This is a genomic window from Nitrosococcus oceani ATCC 19707 (genome assembly GCF_000012805.1).
GTDB lineage: Bacteria > Pseudomonadota > Gammaproteobacteria > Nitrosococcales > Nitrosococcaceae > Nitrosococcus > Nitrosococcus oceani.
In genome coordinates this window covers 3,462,888-3,481,691 of record NC_007484.1, presented here as the reverse complement: position 1 = coordinate 3,481,691, position 18,804 = coordinate 3,462,888, and the positions used below count along the sequence as shown (strand labels likewise).

Sequence of the window (18,804 nt, the reverse complement as noted above, 5' to 3'; positions counted from 1 at the left end):
AAGGAGGAAATAGCTTCTGTTTTCTCTCTTGACATCAGGTGTTACTGCCGGATATTTTATTAGATTCGTTTTTACGGCTATTCTAAGGCCGTCATAGCTGTCAAATAGGTTCAAAAAGATGAAACGTACCTTCCAACCTAAAAATTTAAAGCGCAAACGTACTCATGGGTTTCGTGCCCGGATGCGAACTCAAGGGGGGCGCGCTATTATTAACAGGCGGCGCGCCAAGGGGCGGAAGCGCCTTACTGCTTAAGCACGCACAGCCCAGGTAGTTTTTCTAGTATGAAACAATTCGGGTTTACTCGCTTAATGCGACTCGTGGACCCAGGCGACTTCAAACAAATATTTGCGGCTGGAGAGCGCGTTAGCAGCAAAGCGTTTACGGTGCTTTATCATTCTAATAGCTTGGAGTATCCTCGCCTGGGAATGGCTATTCCTCGTAAGCATTTTTCTCGAGCAGTTGATAGAAATCGGATAAAGCGCCTAGTTAGGGAAAGCTTTCGGCAGCGGCAACAGGTATTGGGTGGGCGTGATTTGGTTGTATTATCTAAGCCGGGTATTAACCGGCACCCAAATTCGGATCTGCTCCGCTGTCTTGAGCGCCAATGGATAGGTTTAGTCAAGCAGTGTAGTGATTCCTGAATCTTTTTCCCGCAATGTTATGGCTGTTCTATAGGCTACCAACTTTATTTAATCACTTTGTTTAACTCATCATTGAGGTTATCTTGCAATAGAAGCCTAATAATAGCTATCGCCGGCATTCAGAGAGCATTGCTCTCTTATGCTGGAAATCTAACGGAAAAGGTGTCATGGAAAACTATCGGTTGATTCTATTCTCTGCTTTGGTTTTAGTATTGTTTTTAATGTGGGATGCTTGGCAAACGGACTATGGCCCTATTCCACTTCTACCTCCACCGCCTCAACCCACAGCTAGCTCGGGAGAGTCTTCCCCGGTTCTGCCTGAGGCCGTTCCAGATGCGCCGCCACCCGAAATGGCTGATATGGATACCGCTCCCATCCTAACAGGCCAAAAAACTATCGAGGTAAAGACGGATCTCCTTGCGATCAAAATTGGAATGGCTAGTGGCGATTTGTATGAAGTACAGCTACTGAATTATCCGGTTTCCTTAAAAAAACCTAATGAACCAGTCACATTATTGCATAAAAGGGATCCTGATCTTTTTGTTACTCAATCGGGATTACGTGCTGCTTCCGGGCCATCCATAACCCATGAAACAGTACAGTTTTCAGCGCCTAAGACCTACTATGAACTGATAGAAGATGAAAGCAGTCTGAAAGTTCCCCTCACTTGGGAGGACGAGAATGGAATTAAGGTAACGAAGACCTACATATTTCAGAGGGATAGCTATCAGATCGATTTAAATATCAAGATTGAAAATGGAACGGATCAAGCTTGGATGGGGAGGGCTTACGCTCAATTCAGCCGTACTCCACCGGAATCTGGAGGTATGTTTGCCCGCTCTTATGTGGGTGCAGTTTTTTCCACACAGGAACAGGAATACCAGAAAGTAGATTTTGGTGACTTAGCCTCGCAGTCTTTTGATCGCCGTAGTTCTGGGGGGTGGGTAGCGATGATTCAGCATTATTTTGTGGCGGCTTGGGTACCTCGGGAACAAGGAACCAATTATTATTATGGTAAGCATGTACAAAACTCCCGCTATATTGCGGGAGTCATGCCTCCTCAGCAAACGATAGCTCCGGGTGAAAGCGGGCAATTTAATTTGGCCTTATTTACAGGCCCTAAAATCCAAGATCAGCTAGCTGCCGTAGCTCCTAAGCTAAATTTGACTGTAGATTATGGCAAGCTGACTATCCTTGCCGAGCCGCTTTTCTGGCTGATGAGTTGGTTTCACAACCTAGTAGGTAACTGGGGATGGGCCATCGTGTTGCTAACCTTTGTGGTGAAGCTTGTTTTCTTCAAGCTTTCCCAGACTAGCTATCGATCTATGGCTCGAATGCGCAAACTGCAACCCCGTCTCCTCGCCCTCAAGGAGCGTTATGGCGATGATCGCCAAAAAGTGGGCCAAGCTATGATGGAATTGTATAGGAAAGAGAAAGTTAACCCTATGGGAGGATGTCTACCCATAGTGGTGCAAATTCCTGTATTTATTGCCCTCTATTGGATGTTGCTGGAATCGGTCGAATTGCGCCAAGCACCATTTATCTTTTGGATTCAAGACCTAACTTCCAAAGATCCCTATTACATATTGCCCTTATTAATGGGTGTGAGCATGTTTGTTCAGCAGAAGTTAAGCCCGGCGCCAACCGACCCCATACAGGCAAAGGTTATGGCCTTGATGCCAGTCATGTTTACCGTTTTTTTCGTTATGTTCCCGGCGGGGTTGGTTTTATATTGGGTAGTCAATAATATCCTTTCCATTGCCCAGCAATGGTACATTACCCGTCAGATCGAACAAGAAGGCTAAGCGATACCATCGCGGCGATAGCTACGCCACCAGGCCAAGGTAGTGTGGGTATCGTTCGCGTTTCTGGTCCGTTTTGCCGCCAAATCGCTGAGCAGGTAACGGGGCGGGTACCTCCACCCCGTTACGCTACATTTTGCCATTTTCGCAATCGTTATGGGGAAATCCTTGATCAGGGGCTGATCCTCTATTTTCCTGGTCCTCACTCTTTTACTGGCGAGGATGTGCTAGAGTTACAAGGACATGGGGGGCCTGCCATAATGGACTGGCTTTTGAGCAGTGTCCTCCAGCTAGGTGTCCGATTAGCGCGCCCTGGTGAATTTAGCGAGCGAGCCTTTCTTAATAATAAAATTGATTTAGCTCAGGCTGAAGCTATCGCCGATCTTATTGAAAGCGCTTCGGAGCAGGCCGCCCGTAGTGCTTTACGTTCTCTCCATGGTGAATTTTCAGCACAAATCCAGACTTTGCGAGAGCAGCTAACTGAATTACGCTGCGTGGTAGAGGCAAATATTGATTTTAGTGATGAAGATATTGATTTTATTGAACGAGGAATGGTGGCGGAACGTTTAAAAGAGATTCAATCCACATTACAAAGCATTCACCGCAGCGCCCGGCAAGGGGCTTTGCTGCGGGAAGGGGTCAGGGTGGTGCTAGCAGGCCGGCCTAATGTGGGGAAATCTAGTTTGCATAATCGTCTAGCAGGATTTGAAGCAGCTATCGTTACCGATGTCCCAGGAACTACCCGAGATTTGCTGCGCGAGAATATAACTATAGATGGTCTGCCTATACACCTTTCTGATACTGCGGGCCTTCACAATTCTAAAGATACCATCGAACAGGAAGGAATGCGCCGTACTCGTGAAGAGCTTATTCACGCTGATCATGTGTTGCTCGTTGCTGATGATCAAAGCGGCTTAACGGAAGCGGAACAAGCGATTCTTGATGAATTACCCGATGATGTAACCTATACGCTTATTTTTAATAAGATTGATCTTAGCGGCGCTCCTGCTGGGCGCTGGGAGGAGCTTCAAGGAATAGCGCTGCGGCTTTCCGCATTGACGGGTGCTGGCATGGATTTGCTCTGCCAACGGCTCAAGGAGTGCGCAGGTTTTGACAGGGAAAGCGAGGGATGTTTTTCAGCTCGCCGGCGCCATTTGGAAGCTCTACAGCGAGCCGGCGCTGCTGTGGTGGTCGCTAGGAAAATTCTCGGGGACAAGGGCGCCGAGGAAATACTTGCTGAAGAGCTGCGCCAGGCCCAAAATGCCCTAGCAGAGATTACCGGTGAATACCGCTCGGATGATTTACTAGGTGAGATATTCTCAACTTTCTGTATCGGAAAATAGTCCATGAGTGTTTTTTATCAATATGAAGTTATTGTTGTGGGCGGTGGCCATGCGGGTACTGAAGCTGCTTTGGCCGCCGCCCGGCAGGGTGTACGAACCTTGCTGCTCACCCACAATATCGAAACCCTGGGCCAAATGAGTTGCAATCCTGCTATTGGTGGTATTGGTAAAGGGCACTTAGTTAAAGAGATTGATGCTTTGGGCGGGTTGATGGCCCAAGCGGCAGACCAGGCTGGAATTCATTTTCGGATGCTTAACGCTCGTAAGGGTCCAGCGGTCCGGGCTACCCGGGCCCAGGCTGATCGTGCCTTATACAAGGCTGTGGTACGCAAAGCCCTGGAACAACAATCCTGTTTATCTCTTTTTCAGCAGGCCGTTACTGATCTCGTAGTGAAAGGAGAACGGGTTGTTGGAGTAAGGACGCAGCTAGGACTCACCTTTTATGCTCCAGCGGTCGTTCTCACCGTAGGAACTTTTCTTGGCGGCCGCATCCATGTGGGACTCACTAATCATGAAGGGGGACGGGCTGGTGATCCTCCAGCCAACATCCTATCTTCGCGACTGCGGGAGCTCCCATTTCGGGTCGCCCGTTTGAAGACTGGCACCCCCCCCCGAATCGATGGGCGGAGCATTGATTATTCTCAGCTTGAGGTGCAACCTGGGGATGATCCGGTGCCAGTATTTTCTTTTCTTGGTTCAGCGGAGGATCATCCGCAGCAAGTATCTTGCCATATTACTAGAACTAACCTCTGTACCCATGAGATTATCCGCGCTAGTTTAGATCGATCTCCCATATATAGTGGAGAAATCGAAGGGATTGGGCCTCGTTACTGTCCTTCTATCGAAGATAAGGTAGTCCGCTTTTCGGATAAAGCTTCCCATCAGATTTTTATTGAGCCTGAAGGACTGGAAACCTTTGAGATCTATCCTAATGGAATTTCCACCAGCTTACCCTTTGATGTCCAGGTAGCCCTGGTGCGCTCTATTCAAGGCTTTGAGCAAGCTCATATTACTCGCCCAGGGTATGCTATTGAGTATGATTTTTTCGATCCGCGGGATCTCAAGCCTTCCTTGGAAACTTCTTTTCTGCAAGGACTTTATTTTGCTGGGCAAATCAATGGAACTACTGGCTATGAGGAAGCGGCGGCTCAAGGGCTGATCGCAGGACTCAATGCGGGCCTTCAGGTCCAGGAGAAAGAGCCTTGGTATCCACGAAGAGATGAGGCCTATATCGGCGTACTCATCGATGATCTGATTACCTGTGGGACTAGCGAGCCCTATCGGATGTTTACTAGCCGCGCCGAGTATCGTCTTTTGCTAAGGGAAGACAATGCTGATTTGCGTTTGACTCCTATAGGGCGAGAGCTAAGGGTGGTGGATGAAGTTCGTTGGAGGCGGTTTAATACCAAATGGAAGGCAATTGAAAGAGAAAACCAGCGGCTGGTTCAACAGCGAATCGAGCCGGATAAAGTTTCAGAGGGAGAGGCAGTAACCCTATTAGGCGAACCTTTACGCCGTGAATACCGGCTTATTGAACTGTTGCGACGGCCCCATATCAGCTATGAAAAGCTGATGCGCTTGATTGGTGAGCCGATGGCAGTAGAGCCCGCAGTAGCAGAGCAAATCGCTATTCAAGCTAAATATGCGGGTTATATTGAACGCCAGCAGCTGGAGATTGCTCGTCAGCAACGCCATGAAAGTCTGCGCCTGCCCTTAGATTTGAATTATCATCAAGTGCGGGGACTTTCTGTCGAGGTTCAGGAGAAACTTGCCCGGGTACAGCCAGCCACCTTGGGACAAGCGACCCGAATACCAGGAGTCACTCCTGCGGCTATATCACTTTTATTAGTTTACTTGAAGCGGGCGCGCTTTTTAGAAGAGACAGGGGTTTAATCCCTTTGCCCCCCATATTTGTTCCAAGTAATGCTCTAAGAGAGGAGTAAATTGGACTCAATAGGAGAAAATATTCTTGAGAAAGGATTGCTGCTCTTAGGAGTCGAGCTTGACCAAAGCCAAGTAAAGGTCTTACTAGCTTATCTTCGGTTATTGGAGAAATGGAATCAGCATTATAATCTTACAGCTATTAAAAATTCGAAGGAGATGATCTCGAAGCACGTGCTTGACAGCCTTAGTATCGAATCTTACTTGGAAGGGAGGCGCATCCTGGATGTGGGGAGCGGTGCCGGTTTACCTGGTATTCCTCTAGCGATAGCCCGCCCTGGCTGCGAGTTTGTACTATTGGATAGTAACGCTAAAAAAACGCGATTTCTATTTCAGGCATCCGTTGAATTAGGGTTGCCTAATATTTCAGTAGTCAGTGAGCGGGTTGAGGTTTATCGCCCTTCCCATTTGTTTGATACTATTATTGCCCGTGCTTTTGCCAAACTGGTTGATTTTGTAGCTCAGGCGGAACATCTGTGTAAACCAAGAGGGTGTTTGCTTGCGATGAAAGGAAGATTCCCCCAAGATGAGCTTGAAGCTTTGCCTGCATCCTTTGAAATTGTAAAAGCATGCTCCTTGTCAGTACCGGAGATTAATGCTCAGCGCCATTTAGTGAAATTAAGACCGCGCAGGGCAGGAGATCATTGAGATGGGCCATATAATTGCTATTACCAATCAAAAGGGGGGGGTGGGAAAAACGACCACCAGTGTCAATCTAGCAGCCTCTCTTGCTGCCCATAAACGTAATGTGCTGTTGATTGATATGGATCCCCAAGGGAATGCGACAACGGGTAGTGGTATCGATAAATCCTCCTTGTTAGCAACCACCTATGACGTATTGTTAGAAGATCTTGCCCCAGGCAGCGCATTGATTAAGCTAGGGGAGCCGAATTATACTGTCCTACCTGCAAACGCTGATTTGACGGCTGCTGAGGTAGAGTTGCTTTCAGCAGCAAAACGAGAACATCGGCTGCGGATAGCCCTACAGAAAATTCGTTACGACTATGACGAAATCCTTATTGATTGTCCTCCCGCCCTCAATATGTTGACAATTAATGCCTTAACCGCAGCCGATGGAGTTGTTATTCCCATCCAATGTGAATATTATGCTCTCGAAGGTTTGTCAGCTTTGCTTAATACTATTGAAGGTATCCGGCAGCGGCTCAATCCTCAGTTGCATATTGCTGGTCTGCTTCGGACAATGTTCGATCCCCGTAATAATCTTGCCAATGAGGTTTCTAGCCAGCTAATGAGTCATTTTGGGGAGCAAGTCTATAGCACCATTATTCCGCGCAATGTTCGCTTAGCTGAAGCACCCAGTTATGGTAAACCCGTTATGCTATATGATCGCTCCTCCCGCGGCTCTGTTGCTTATTTGGTATTGGCAAAAGAAGTGCTCATGCGTGAAGTAAGGGAAGAGTCCTTACAGGCGGAGGTGAGGTGATTCCACAATGGCAGTAAAGAAACGGGGATTAGGACGCGGTTTAGATGCTTTACTAGGTTTGAGTGCTGCTGAACTGCCCGTCGATATTGGTGAGGCTAAAGCTAAAGAAGAATTACGGCGCCTTCCCTTGGATCAAATCCGGCGCGGAAAATATCAACCGCGCATGGAAATATGTCCGACGGCGCTAGAAGAACTGGCGGATTCTATCCGTGCTCAAGGAATAGTTCAGCCTATTGTTGTTCGCCCTGGAGGCAACGGTACCTTTGAACTCATTGCGGGTGAACGCCGGTGGCGAGCCGCGCAGATGGTGGGCCTTGATGAGATACCAGCGGTAGTTCGCGATGTACCCGATCAAGCGGCTGTTGCAATAGCGTTGATTGAAAACATTCAGCGAGAGGATCTCAATCCTATCGAAGAAGCCAATGCTTTGCAGCGGCTAATCGATGAATTTGGAATAACTCACCAGGAAGCTTCCCAGGCGGTAGGCCGTTCCCGCGCTGCGGTATCTAACTTGTTACGCCTTTTAGCACTGGAAGATGAAGTTAAATGCTTAGTAGAAAATGGTGACCTCGAGATGGGGCACGCACGAGCTTTGCTAGCGCTTAGCGGAGAATCTCAGCGGAAAACGGCACGGATGGTTGCCCAGCAAGGGCTATCGGTGCGGGAAACAGAACGCCTCATGCGCCGCCTTCAGCAAACCCCACGCCCCAAGCATCCTAAAGAGGAATCACTTGATCCTGATATTCACCGTTTGCAAGAGGAATTAGCTGAGCGATTAGGCGCAGTAGTTCGCTTCCAACATACTGCTAGTGGCAGTGGTAAGCTTTTAATTCATTACCATAGCATTGATGAGTTGGATGGTATACTTGCTCATATAAAATAATCTTTTAAGTATATTTGTTTTGGGATTGTTTTAACGGGGAAAGATAAGGTAGGATAGCCCTCCTATAGTAAATTCTTAATCAGCTGGGTAAGGATAGGTTTGCAGTATTGACCGTGGAGTTTCCACTCACTTATACTGCACGGCCCGTAATGGTCGTCGAAAATAATAATAACCAACGCTAAAAATATCTTTGATGAGAAAGCTGACGTTTCAGTCTTGCTGGGGTTATAGAAGATATACCCTATGAGCTACGCAGCAAGGGTGCTGCGCGCAACCCTGCGCAGACTATTAGCTGTTCAGCTAATTTTAGTGCTTCCTGTGGTGTTTGCTTATGCCATCATTAAGGGAGGCGATAATGCGCTGGCAGCTGGATATGGCGGCGGTATTGCTTTAATTAATACTGCTGTTATGGCGTGGAGAGTAAGCCAGACTAGCGGTAAAAAAGCTTTAGTCGAACTTTACATCGGAGCAGGCATTCGCTTTGGGCTGACCCTGCTTTTGATGGCGGTTGGCATGGGAATGTTAAAGCTAGATCCGTTAGCATTATTGCTTGGTTTTGCCGTAGCCCAATTAGGCTATCTGTTTAACCGCGTACCTATTCAAGAACCTGATTAGTATTTTTAGGTATAGCTGAAAGAATATTCGTAATCACTTGTCATAACACCAACCAGTGGGAAGAGAAAGTTGAGCGCCGAAAGCAATCCCGTAGAATATATTAACCACCATCTCACGAATTTGTGCATTGGTCAGTGCGAGAGCATGGGGTTCTGGAGCTTAAAGCTCGACACCCTTTTTATCAGCCTTGGGTTGGCAGCACTGCTAGTCTATGCCAGTTATCGCGTAGGCCGTCATCTTCATTTATCGGAACCTGGCGGGATGCAGAATGTGCTAGAGGTCGTCGTTGAATTTGTGGATCAGCAAGTCAAGGATATTTTTCCTGGCCGTAACCCCCTTATTGGACCTCTTGCTATTACGGTTTTTCTATGGGTGTTTTTAATGAATGCCATGGATCTGATTCCCGTAGACCTGTTGCCTAAGCTTGCTGAAGTGATGGGCATTCATGGTTTCAAAGCCGTGCCGACTACCGAGATTGATACTACCTTTGCCTTAGCGCTAACCGTGTTTGCCCTTATTATTTACTACAACGTTAAAATAAAGGGCCCACTCGGTTACATCAAACAATTTCTTTTTCACCCATTTGGTAAGTATTTGGTCCCTATTAATATCATTATGACTACCATTGAGGAGGTTGCTAAGCCTGTTTCCCTAGGTCTGCGGCTATTTGGCAATATGTTTGCTGGTGAGCTTGTTTTTCTACTTATTGCCTTATTGTCGTTAGCAGGTTTTGGAGCAGCGTGGCTACCTCAGGTCATACTGGGTACTCTGTGGGCCATCTTTCATATTCTAGTGATTACTATTCAGGCGTTTATTTTTATGCTGCTCACCATTGTTTACCTTGCTATGGCTCATACTGAGGAAGAACATTAGTTAGCTCCAAAGTTCTTTAAATATTTTTTATTTTTCGTTACTACGAGGAGAAATTTTATGGATCCTGAACTGCTTGTGTCTATCTATGCCTCTACCGCTGTTAGTGTGGGGATCATTCTTGCCGCTGCTGGTCTTGGTTCTGCTCTGGGGTGGGGACTTATTTGTTCCAAATATCTTGAAGGTATTGCCCGGCAGCCTGAGATGCGTCCGCAATTAATGGGACAGATGCTGTTTACAGGCGGTTTGATGGAAGCATTTCCTATGATTGTTTTGGGCATGTCCATGTGGTTTATATTTGCTAATCCCTTTACTGGTGCTGCCCTGGCTGCAATCGGCAGCTAAGGTTAATTTAAAGATAACATCAGCTACAACCACAGAAGTAGAGGAGTGCTGCCGTGAATGTAACTGTTACACTCATCGGCCAGATGGTAGCCTTCGGGATTCTAGTCTGGTTCGTCAACCGCTTTCTTTGGGGGCCTTTGACTAACCTGATGGAGGAACGGAAGAAGCGGGTTGCTGACGGTTTAGCTGCGGCTGAACGTGGCAAGCATGAGCGGGAATTAGCAGAAAAACGTGCCAAGGAAACCCTGCATGAAGCCAAAGAAAAGGCTGCCGAGATTATTACCCAGGCTCAAAAACGTGCCGGTGAAATCATCGAAGAAGCTAAGGAGGCAGCCCAAGCTGAGGGGGAGCGGTTAAAGGTCTCAGCTAATGCTGAAATTCAGCAGGAGATGAATCGTGCCCGCGAGGATCTGCGGGGCCAAGTGGTATCGATTGCCGTCGCTGGCGCTAGCAAGATTCTCAAACGAGAGCTTGATGAAAAGGCAAACGAAGCCTTGGTAAAAGAATTAGTTGCTCAGATTTAGGAATCTTAAATTAAAAAAGTCAATGGCTGAGAAGATAACGATTGCTCGACCGTATGCCAATGCGGTATTTGAGCTAGCCCAGGCACAAAAGAACTATGATCAGTGGTCACGGGTACTAAATGTATTCGCAGACTTGGCTAGGGATTCGGAAATGCAAATTTTGATTGACGATCCGCGCTACACTTCCGAGCAGCTCATTGGGCTATTCGTTGAAATCGGAGGTGATACGGTAACCGAATCTGCTAAAAACTTTATTAAAATATTGGCTGATAATCGTCGCCTGTCCGTTCTTCCGGAGGTTGCTGCTTTGTTTGAGCAGCTACGAGCCGAGATCGAAGGAACATTAGAAGTTGAGATTATTTCGGCTAAGCCGCTAGCTGAGGAGCAATTAAATGAAATTGCGAGTGCTCTCAAACGTCGACTAGGGCGTGAGGTGACCTTTTCCCGTAAAACCGACGAATCCCTGTTGGGTGGCGTCATTATTCGCGCTGGCGATTTAGTTATTGATGGGTCTGCTATCGGGAAACTTAATCAGTTGGCCGCTTCATTACTGCATTAGAGCGGACCTAACAAGAGGATATATCCATGCAACTGCAACTCAACGCTGCAGAAATTAGCGAGCTTATTAGAAAACGAATTGAAGGATTTGAAGCTGATACGGAGGCCCGTACAGAAGGTACGGTAGTTAGCCTGACGGATGGTATCGTCCGTATTCATGGGCTGGCCGATGTAATGTTTGGGGAAATGATTGAATTTCCCGGAAACACTTACGGTCTAGCGATGAATCTGGAGCGAGATTCGGTTGGTGCGGTAATACTCGGACCCTATCAGCATATTTCTGAAGGAGATCGGGCCAAATGTACCGGCCGTATTTTGGAGGTTCCGGTTGGAGAAGCATTATTAGGCCGCGTTGTAGACGCTTTGGGTATTCCCATTGATGGGGGCGGACCTATCGAAGCGCAAGCAACCTCTCCAATTGAGAAAGTAGCGCCTGGCGTTATTACTCGCCAATCGGTTTCACAACCGGTGCAAACAGGCTTGAAATCTATTGACTCTATGGTGCCAGTTGGTCGGGGTCAGCGGGAGTTAATTATAGGAGACCGTCAAACCGGAAAAACGGCGGTAGCCATTGATGCTATCATCAATCAAAAAGGCACGGGAATTAAGTGTATTTATGTGGCAATAGGCCAAAAAGCCTCTTCTGTCGCAGGTGTAGTACGAAAACTAGAAGAGCACGGAGCCCTTGAGCATACGATTGTCGTGGCCGCCAGCGCATCTGAGTCGGCGGCGCTGCAATTTATTGCTCCCTATGCCGGTTGCGCAATGGGAGAATATTTCCGTGATCGAGGTGAGGATGCGCTGATCATTTACGATGATCTTACTAAGCAGGCCTGGGCTTACCGCCAGGTTTCTCTGTTGCTTCGACGCCCGCCGGGACGAGAGGCATTCCCAGGTGACGTATTCTACCTTCATTCTCGACTGCTAGAGCGATCAGCTCGGGTTAATGCGGAGCACGTAGAAAAATTGACCGAAGGGAAGGTAAAAGGTAAGACGGGTTCTTTGACGGCCTTACCTATTATTGAGACTCAGGCTGGGGATGTTTCTGCTTTTATTCCTACTAACGTCATATCTATTACCGACGGCCAGATTTTTTTAGAGACAGATTTATTTAACGCAGGTATTCGCCCAGCGATTAATGCGGGCCTTTCAGTTTCACGGGTGGGAGGAGCAGCTCAGACCAAGATCATCAAGAAATTAGGAGGGGGGGTTCGCTTAGATCTCGCGCAGTATCGTGAGCTTGCGGCTTTCGCCCAGTTTGCTTCTGATCTCGACGAAGCAACGAGAAAGCAACTTGAGCGAGGCCAACGGGTGACGGAGCTTATGAAGCAGCTCCAATACTCGCCAATGAGCGTGGGTCAAATGGCCGTATCCTTATTTGCTGCTAATGAAGGCTTCTTGGATGACGTAGAAGTGGATAAAATTCAAGATTTCGAATCCGCTTTACAAGGTTATATGAGGTCTAGCCACGGGGAACTTTTGGACAAGATTACCAAAACTGGCGATTATAGCGATGAGATTGCGGCAGAGCTTAGGGCCGCTATTGAGAACTTCAAAACCACTAATACGTGGTAAGTAGGAGCATCCTTCATGGCGAGTGGCAAAGAGATACGTAGTAAGATCGCCAGTGTTAAAAATACGCAAAAAATTACCCGCGCCATGGAAATGGTGGCGGCCAGTAAGATGCGCAAGGCCCAGGATCGGATGCGGGCTTCCCGCCCCTATGCGGATAAAATCCGTAACGTAATCCGCCATTTGGCCCAAGCCCATCAGGAGTATCAGCATCCCTATTTGACCAGTCGTGAGGCCAAGAAGGTGGGTTTCATTATTGTCTCTAGTGATAGGGGGTTGTGCGGCGGTCTCAATACCAATTTATTTAGAACCCTTTTACGGACCATGCGGGAATGGGATGAAAAAGGTGTGCCTGTTGAGCTTTGCATTATTGGCCAAAAGGCTAATGCTTTTTTTCGCCGGTTTGGCGGTAGCATCGCGGCCCAAGCGACCCATCTGGGCGATAGTCCTCACGTAGAGGATCTGATTGGGACAGTTAAGGTAATGCTCGATAATTATCAAGAAGGAAATGTTGATCGCCTCTATTTGGCATTCAATGAGTTCGTTAATACTATGACTCAGCGTCCAGAAATCGAGCAGTTATTACCTATTGATGCGAATGTGGGAAAAACGGATGAAAAATTGGAGCATCGGTGGGACTATCTTTATGAGCCAGAAGCGAAAGAAGTCCTAGACCAAGTGCTGATTCGCTATATCGAGTCCCTGGTCTATCAAGGTGTGGTAGAGAATATTGCTTGCGAACAGGCTGCCCGAATGGTTGCTATGAAAGCTGCTTCAGATAATGCAGGGGGTTTTATTGATGATCTCCAACTGGCCTATAACAAGGCTCGGCAAGCGGCGATTACTCAGGAACTTTCAGAGATCGTGGGCGGCGCCGCTGCTCTCTAATTTTGTTACCAATTATTCTAAACCTGAAGGCAAGGGCAGGTAACAGAGACACACAATATATCGCTAAGGGGAATAGATTATGAGCACCGGAAAGACTGTGCAGATTATTGGCGCAGTAGTTGATGTGGAATTTCCACGTGAATCCATTCCAAAGGTGTACCATGCCTTGAGAATTGATGACGTTGGTTTGACTCTGGAAGTACAGCAGCAGCTTGGGGATGGGGTCGTGCGTACAATTGCAATGGGAGGTTCCGATGGTTTACGCCGGGGCATGGCGGTAACCAATACCGGGGCTCCTATTTCAGTGCCAGTAGGTACTAAAACGTTAGGGCGAATCATGGATGTCCTAGGGGAGCCCGTGGACGAAGCGGGGCCGGTTGGTGAAGAAGAGCGCTGGTCTATTCATCGTAAAGCGCCTGCCTATGAGGAATTGTCCCCCGCTACGGAGTTGCTGGAAACCGGTATTAAGGTCATTGACTTAATATGCCCCTTTGCCAAAGGGGGTAAGGTTGGCCTATTTGGGGGCGCTGGTGTGGGTAAGACCGTTAATATGATGGAGCTTATCCGTAACATTGCAACCGAGCATTCCGGCTACTCAGTGTTTGCGGGTGTTGGGGAACGGACTCGCGAAGGCAATGATTTTTATCATGAGATGAAAGATTCCCAGGTTTTGGATAAGGTTTCTCTGGTTTATGGGCAGATGAACGAACCTCCTGGAAATCGCCTGCGGGTAGCTTTAACGGGACTGACCATGGCTGAATTCTTTCGTGAAGAAGGTCGTGACGTATTGCTGTTTGTGGATAATATCTACCGCTATACGTTGGCAGGTACAGAGGTTTCGGCGCTGCTTGGCCGGATGCCCTCCGCGGTAGGCTATCAGCCTACTTTGGCGGAGGAGATGGGTGTTTTACAGGAACGTATTACTTCCACTAAGACGGGTTCTATTACCTCGATTCAAGCAGTATACGTCCCTGCGGATGACCTTACTGATCCCTCTCCAGCTACGACTTTTGCCCATTTGGACGCTACAGTAGTGTTATCCCGCCAGATCGCAGAGCTTGGGATTTACCCTGCTGTGGATCCTCTTGATTCAACCAGTCGACAGCTTGATCCTCTCATTGTGGGGCAGGAACATTACCAAGTAGCACGGGCGGTGCAAGGTAATTTGCAACGGTACAAGGAGCTTAAGGATATCATTGCTATCCTTGGTATGGATGAGTTGTCTGAGGAAGATAAACTTACCGTGTCACGGGCGCGGAAAATTCAGCGTTTTCTCTCTCAGCCTTTTTTTGTGGCTGAAGTCTTTACAGGTAGTCCTGGCAAATATGTGCCTCTTAAAGAAACCATTCAAAGCTTCAAAGGTATTGTTGAAGGTGAATATGATCATCTACCAGAGCAGGCCTTTTACATGGTTGGCACTATTGATGAAGCAGTAGAAAAGGCTAAGAAGCTTTAAATCTAGGATTACGAGGAGAAGGGAATGGCCATGACCATGCATGTGGACATCGTAAGCGCTGAGCGGGAGATCTTCTCTGGAACGGTTAATATGCTATTTGCGCCGGCAGAGATGGGGGAAGTAGGCATTATGCCTCGCCATACGCCTTTGATTACCCGTCTTAAGCCAGGAGAAGTTCGACTTCAGCGCCCGGAGGGCCAGGAGGACTTTTTTTATGTCTCTGGTGGTTTGCTTGAGGTTCAACCCCATGTTGTTACAGTGCTGGCTGATACTGCTCAGCGGGCTGCGGATATTGATGAAGCCGCTGCCCTGGCAGCTAAACAACGGGCGGAGGAGGCGCTTCAAGATCGAGAGGGTAAGCTGGACTATGCCCGGGCTCAAGCTGAGCTTGCCGAGGCAATTGCTCAACTTAAGGCTATTCAGAGGATACGTAAAAAGCTAGGTTAAAGAAAATAGTTGGTATTTTGCTAAGAGAAATAAAAAAGGCCGTCCATGGACGGCCTTTTTTATTTCTAGAGGACATCCTAATATAGCCGATAAATAAAGTGTGAAAACCTTAAGTTATTAATTTTCTATTTCCCACAAATTTATATAGAGGGGGTATAGTGGCTGTTAGCGTCATTATCCTAGCTGCGGGGCAAGGAACCCGCATGCATTCAACTTTACCCAAGGTGCTTCACCAACTTGCAGGCCGGCCGCTGCTGAGCCATGTGATCGCAACAGCGCGCCAGCTAAATCCAGCGCAAATAATTGTGGTTTATGGCCATGGTGGGGAAACGGTGCCTGAGGCTTTTAGAGCGGCTGATATTACTTGGGTGCGGCAAGAACTACAGTTAGGCACGGGTCATGCGGCGCTCCAGACTTTGCCTTATATAAAGCCGGACACAATGCTCTTGATTCTTTCTGGCGATGTCCCTCTGGTTAAAATTGAGACTCTAAAAAGGCTGCTAGCTATGGTAGATCAGGGAGGGGTAGGTCTGCTTACTGTTGAGCTGGCTAATCCTAATGGTTATGGCCGGATTATTCGAGATAGGGTTGGCGGGGTATCTAAAATTATTGAAGAAGCTGATGCTAGCCCAGAGCAACGCCGGATCAGAGAAGTTAATACAGGCATTACGGCTATTGAGGCTCGTTACTTGAAGCAGATTGCCCCTAAGCTTAGCAATAATAATGCCCAGGGGGAGTATTATCTTACCGATATTATTGAGCACGCTGTCGCCAGCGGAGAGAAAGTAGTAGCAGTTTCAGCGGCAGATTCTATAGAGGTGATGGGTGTCAATGATCGCCAGCAGCTTGCCTATTTAGAGCGTTTTTATCAGAAACGGGAGGCCGCGCGTTTAATGGGGGAAGGAGTTAGCCTCAGCGATCCCGATCGCTTTGACTTGCGGGGTGAATTGCTGGTGGGGAAGGATGTTTATATTGATATTAATGTGATTCTTGAAGGGAGGGTGATTCTAGGTGATGGAGTAAAAATAGGCCCTCACTGCTATCTTCGCAACGCGGTGCTTGGGGAAGGCGTTGAGGTATTGGCTAATTGCGTTATTGAAGAAGCCGCGATTGATGCTTGTGCCCGAGTTGGCCCCTTTACTCGCATCCGTCCTGAAACGAGGTTAGGTGAAGGAGTACATATTGGTAATTTTGTGGAAATCAAAAAATCGACTATCAATAAAAATTCCAAAGTTAACCATTTGAGCTATATTGGTGATGCCACTATCGGCAAGAAAGTTAACATTGGAGCTGGTACGATTACCTGTAATTATGATGGGGCAAATAAACATCATACGCTCATTGAAGATAATGTTTTTATTGGCTCAGATACTCAATTGATAGCCCCCGTGAAAATTGGTGCGGGCGCAACTATTGGCGCGGGGGCTACCATTACCCACGATGTGCCGCCGGGAGAATTGACCCTAAGCAGGACGCCACAAAAATCATGGCCTGGATGGAAGCGGCCTAGTAAAAAGTGAAGATTACTAGATTACCCCTGGGTTTTACTATCAGTGCGGAAAATAAGCCGGCTTAAAAGCAAGAGGAAAAATAGAGCATGTGTGGTATCGTCGGGGCAGTTGCGCAACGGGATGTAGTTCCCATCTTATTGGAAGGTTTACGCCGCTTGGAATACCGCGGCTACGATTCAGCTGGAATAGTGGTGATCGATGGAGAAGGAAAATCCCTGCAACGAGTGCGGCGGCGTGGCAAAATTACAGAACTTGAGCGGGGTCTTTCTGGTACCGTTTTGAGGGGCCGTACAGGTATTGCCCATACTCGCTGGGCCACTCATGGCGAACCCAGCGAAACCAATGCGCATCCTCACATTTGTCGGCAGGCCATTGCGCTGGTCCATAATGGTATTATTGAGAACCATGAGAAACTGCGCACTCAGCAGCGGGCCAATGGTTTCGAGTTTACCTCGGATACGGATACTGAGGTCATTGTGCATCAAATTTATCGCTACTTTGAGCGGTATGATGATCTCTTGGTGGCAGTTCAGAATGCGCTTAAAGATCTTAAAGGGGCTTATGCTTTAGGGGTGATCTCAACTAAGGATCCTAGTTATCTAGTGGCTGCTCGCCGGGGCAGCCCGCTCGTCATTGGAATAGGTATTGGGGAGCATTTTATTGCTTCCGATGTGGCGGCTTTGCTGCCGGTTACTCAGCGTTTTATCTTTCTGGAGGAAGGAGATATTGCTGAACTGACTCGGGAGCGGGTTACCATTTATAATGTTGAGGGCGAACAGGTAGAACGTCCTATCCGGGAAAGTGAACTTCATGCAGATGCTGTGGAACGTGGAGATTTCCGCCATTATATGCTCAAAGAAATTTTTGAGCAGTCTAGGGCGATCACGGAAACCCTAGAAGGCAGAATTAGTGGTCACCGAGTTTTGGATGAAGTTTTTGGGCCTAAGGCGGGAGAAGTTCTGGATGAAATTCAGTCAGTGCTGATACTGGCCTGCGGGACTAGCTACCATGCGGGGATGGTGGGCCATTACTGGCTGGAATCTATTGCTAATGTGTCTTGCCGGGTAGAGATTGCCAGTGAGTTTCGTTATCGTTGCCCGGTGGTTACCCCCCATACCTTGGTTGTGACTTTATCTCAATCAGGTGAAACCGCTGATACAATTGCTGCCCTTAAGGAGGCTAAACGGGCAGGTTTTGGTCCTAGCTTGAGTATCTGCAACGTTCCAGAAAGTTCTCTGGTACGAGAAGCAGACTTAGTTTTGATGACCCGAGCTGGTCCTGAAATTGGCGTAGCTTCTACCAAGGCATTTACTACCCAGTTAACAGCCTTGTTACTTCTTGTTATCGTGTTGGGACGGCGTCACAAACTGACAGCGGGGGAGGAAGCTCGCCTCGTCTCGCAGTTGCTGCTTCTTCCAAGCCGGGTGGAGCAGGCGTTACAGCTAAGTCCAGCTATCGAGGAACTCTCCGAGCAATTTGCCGAGATTCGAAATGCCTTATTCTTGGGACGTGGAGCTCATTACCCCATTGCCATGGAGGGGGCGCTAAAGCTCAAAGAGATCTCTTATATTCATGCTGAAGCCTATCCTGCTGGGGAGTTAAAGCATGGCCCTTTGGCCCTGGTCGATGCCGACATGCCTGTGATCGCGGTGGCGCCTAATGATCAGATATTAGAGAAACTGAAGTCTAATCTGCAAGAAGTTCGGGCCCGGGGCGGACGGCTTTATGTGTTTGCCGATCATGCGGCAGAGGTTAAATCCGGTCCTGGGATAACGGTTATAGAAATACCGTCAGTAGAGGATGAAACCGCCCCCATCATTTATACTATCCCCTTGCAATTGCTAGCTTATCATGCAGCCGTTATTAAGGGGACCGATGTGGATCAGCCTCGCAACCTGGCTAAATCGGTTACTGTCGAGTAGGCTAAAAGTTTTTTGTCTGGAGCCTGGAGTAGTAAACAATT

The 18,804-nt window shown here is 47.9% G+C and carries 19 protein-coding genes; all 19 read left to right on the top strand.

Annotated elements, in window-relative coordinates:
• Positions 1–118 precede the first annotated feature (118 nt).
• The 19 genes from rpmH (at position 119) to glmS (ending at position 18,763) form a co-directional block, all read left to right on the top strand.
• The gene (rpmH, locus tag NOC_RS17120; protein ID WP_002814233.1) at positions 119–253 is read left to right on the top strand and encodes a 50S ribosomal protein L34; all 135 of its coding nucleotides are present in this window, start codon (positions 119–121) and stop codon (positions 251–253) included.
• 29 nt (positions 254–282) lie between these two features.
• Positions 283–642: a ribonuclease P protein component gene (gene rnpA / locus NOC_RS16330; protein ID WP_002813960.1), complete on the top strand. Its 360-nt coding sequence runs from the start codon at positions 283–285 to the stop codon at positions 640–642.
• Positions 643–809: 167 nt separating this feature from the next.
• Positions 810–2,447 carry a membrane protein insertase YidC gene (gene yidC, locus NOC_RS16325; RefSeq protein WP_002812674.1) on the top strand — a complete coding sequence of 546 codons (1,638 nt, stop codon included), beginning with the start codon at positions 810–812 and terminating at the stop codon, positions 2,445–2,447.
• Positions 2,411–3,787 carry a tRNA uridine-5-carboxymethylaminomethyl(34) synthesis GTPase MnmE gene (mnmE, locus tag NOC_RS16320; protein ID WP_011331145.1) on the top strand — a complete coding sequence of 459 codons (1,377 nt, stop codon included), beginning with the start codon at positions 2,411–2,413 and terminating at the stop codon, positions 3,785–3,787. The genes yidC and mnmE overlap by 37 nt, the downstream gene beginning before the upstream one ends.
• Positions 3,788–3,790: 3 nt before the next feature.
• Positions 3,791–5,680: a tRNA uridine-5-carboxymethylaminomethyl(34) synthesis enzyme MnmG gene (gene mnmG, locus NOC_RS16315; RefSeq protein ID WP_002814315.1), complete on the top strand. Its 1,890-nt coding sequence runs from the start codon at positions 3,791–3,793 to the stop codon at positions 5,678–5,680.
• 51 nt (positions 5,681–5,731) lie between these two features.
• A complete protein-coding gene (rsmG, locus tag NOC_RS16310; RefSeq protein ID WP_002813265.1) occupies positions 5,732–6,376 on the top strand; it encodes a 16S rRNA (guanine(527)-N(7))-methyltransferase RsmG in 645 nt (214 codons plus the stop codon).
• 1 nt (position 6,377) lies between these two features.
• The gene (locus NOC_RS16305; RefSeq protein WP_002813020.1) at positions 6,378–7,172 is read left to right on the top strand and encodes a ParA family protein; all 795 of its coding nucleotides are present in this window, start codon (positions 6,378–6,380) and stop codon (positions 7,170–7,172) included.
• A gap of 7 nt (positions 7,173–7,179) precedes the next feature.
• The gene (locus tag NOC_RS16300; RefSeq protein WP_002814291.1) at positions 7,180–8,055 is read left to right on the top strand and encodes a ParB/RepB/Spo0J family partition protein; all 876 of its coding nucleotides are present in this window, start codon (positions 7,180–7,182) and stop codon (positions 8,053–8,055) included.
• A 243-nt stretch (positions 8,056–8,298) separates the two neighbouring features.
• Positions 8,299–8,670 carry an ATP synthase subunit I gene (locus NOC_RS16295; protein ID WP_002813610.1) on the top strand — a complete coding sequence of 124 codons (372 nt, stop codon included), beginning with the start codon at positions 8,299–8,301 and terminating at the stop codon, positions 8,668–8,670.
• 69 nt (positions 8,671–8,739) lie between these two features.
• The gene (atpB, locus tag NOC_RS16290) at positions 8,740–9,543 is read left to right on the top strand and encodes a F0F1 ATP synthase subunit A (RefSeq protein ID WP_011331144.1); all 804 of its coding nucleotides are present in this window, start codon (positions 8,740–8,742) and stop codon (positions 9,541–9,543) included.
• A 57-nt stretch (positions 9,544–9,600) separates the two neighbouring features.
• Entirely contained in the window at positions 9,601–9,885 is a 285-nt protein-coding gene (gene atpE / locus NOC_RS16285; RefSeq protein ID WP_002813053.1) for a F0F1 ATP synthase subunit C, read from the top strand.
• 53 nt (positions 9,886–9,938) lie between these two features.
• Positions 9,939–10,409, top strand: coding sequence for a F0F1 ATP synthase subunit B (locus NOC_RS16280; RefSeq protein WP_011331143.1), 471 nt, complete (start codon positions 9,939–9,941; stop codon positions 10,407–10,409).
• Positions 10,410–10,431: 22 nt separating this feature from the next.
• The gene (locus NOC_RS16275) at positions 10,432–10,968 is read left to right on the top strand and encodes a F0F1 ATP synthase subunit delta (RefSeq protein WP_002813942.1); all 537 of its coding nucleotides are present in this window, start codon (positions 10,432–10,434) and stop codon (positions 10,966–10,968) included.
• 26 nt (positions 10,969–10,994) lie between these two features.
• Positions 10,995–12,542 (top strand): F0F1 ATP synthase subunit alpha, encoded by a 1,548-nt coding sequence (atpA, locus tag NOC_RS16270; protein ID WP_002812220.1) that lies wholly within the window; start codon positions 10,995–10,997, stop codon positions 12,540–12,542.
• A gap of 15 nt (positions 12,543–12,557) precedes the next feature.
• The gene (gene atpG / locus NOC_RS16265) at positions 12,558–13,427 is read left to right on the top strand and encodes a F0F1 ATP synthase subunit gamma (protein WP_002813263.1); all 870 of its coding nucleotides are present in this window, start codon (positions 12,558–12,560) and stop codon (positions 13,425–13,427) included.
• A 79-nt stretch (positions 13,428–13,506) separates the two neighbouring features.
• Complete coding sequence (gene atpD / locus NOC_RS16260; protein WP_002813568.1) at positions 13,507–14,883, top strand: F0F1 ATP synthase subunit beta; 1,377 nt, start codon at positions 13,507–13,509, stop codon at positions 14,881–14,883.
• Between the two features lie 24 nt (positions 14,884–14,907).
• Positions 14,908–15,330 carry a F0F1 ATP synthase subunit epsilon gene (locus NOC_RS16255; protein ID WP_002813878.1) on the top strand — a complete coding sequence of 141 codons (423 nt, stop codon included), beginning with the start codon at positions 14,908–14,910 and terminating at the stop codon, positions 15,328–15,330.
• A 158-nt stretch (positions 15,331–15,488) separates the two neighbouring features.
• Positions 15,489–16,850: a bifunctional UDP-N-acetylglucosamine diphosphorylase/glucosamine-1-phosphate N-acetyltransferase GlmU gene (gene glmU / locus NOC_RS16250; RefSeq protein ID WP_002812235.1), complete on the top strand. Its 1,362-nt coding sequence runs from the start codon at positions 15,489–15,491 to the stop codon at positions 16,848–16,850.
• 77 nt (positions 16,851–16,927) lie between these two features.
• Positions 16,928–18,763 (top strand): glutamine--fructose-6-phosphate transaminase (isomerizing), encoded by a 1,836-nt coding sequence (glmS, locus tag NOC_RS16245; protein WP_002813708.1) that lies wholly within the window; start codon positions 16,928–16,930, stop codon positions 18,761–18,763.
• Positions 18,764–18,804 lie beyond the last annotated feature (41 nt).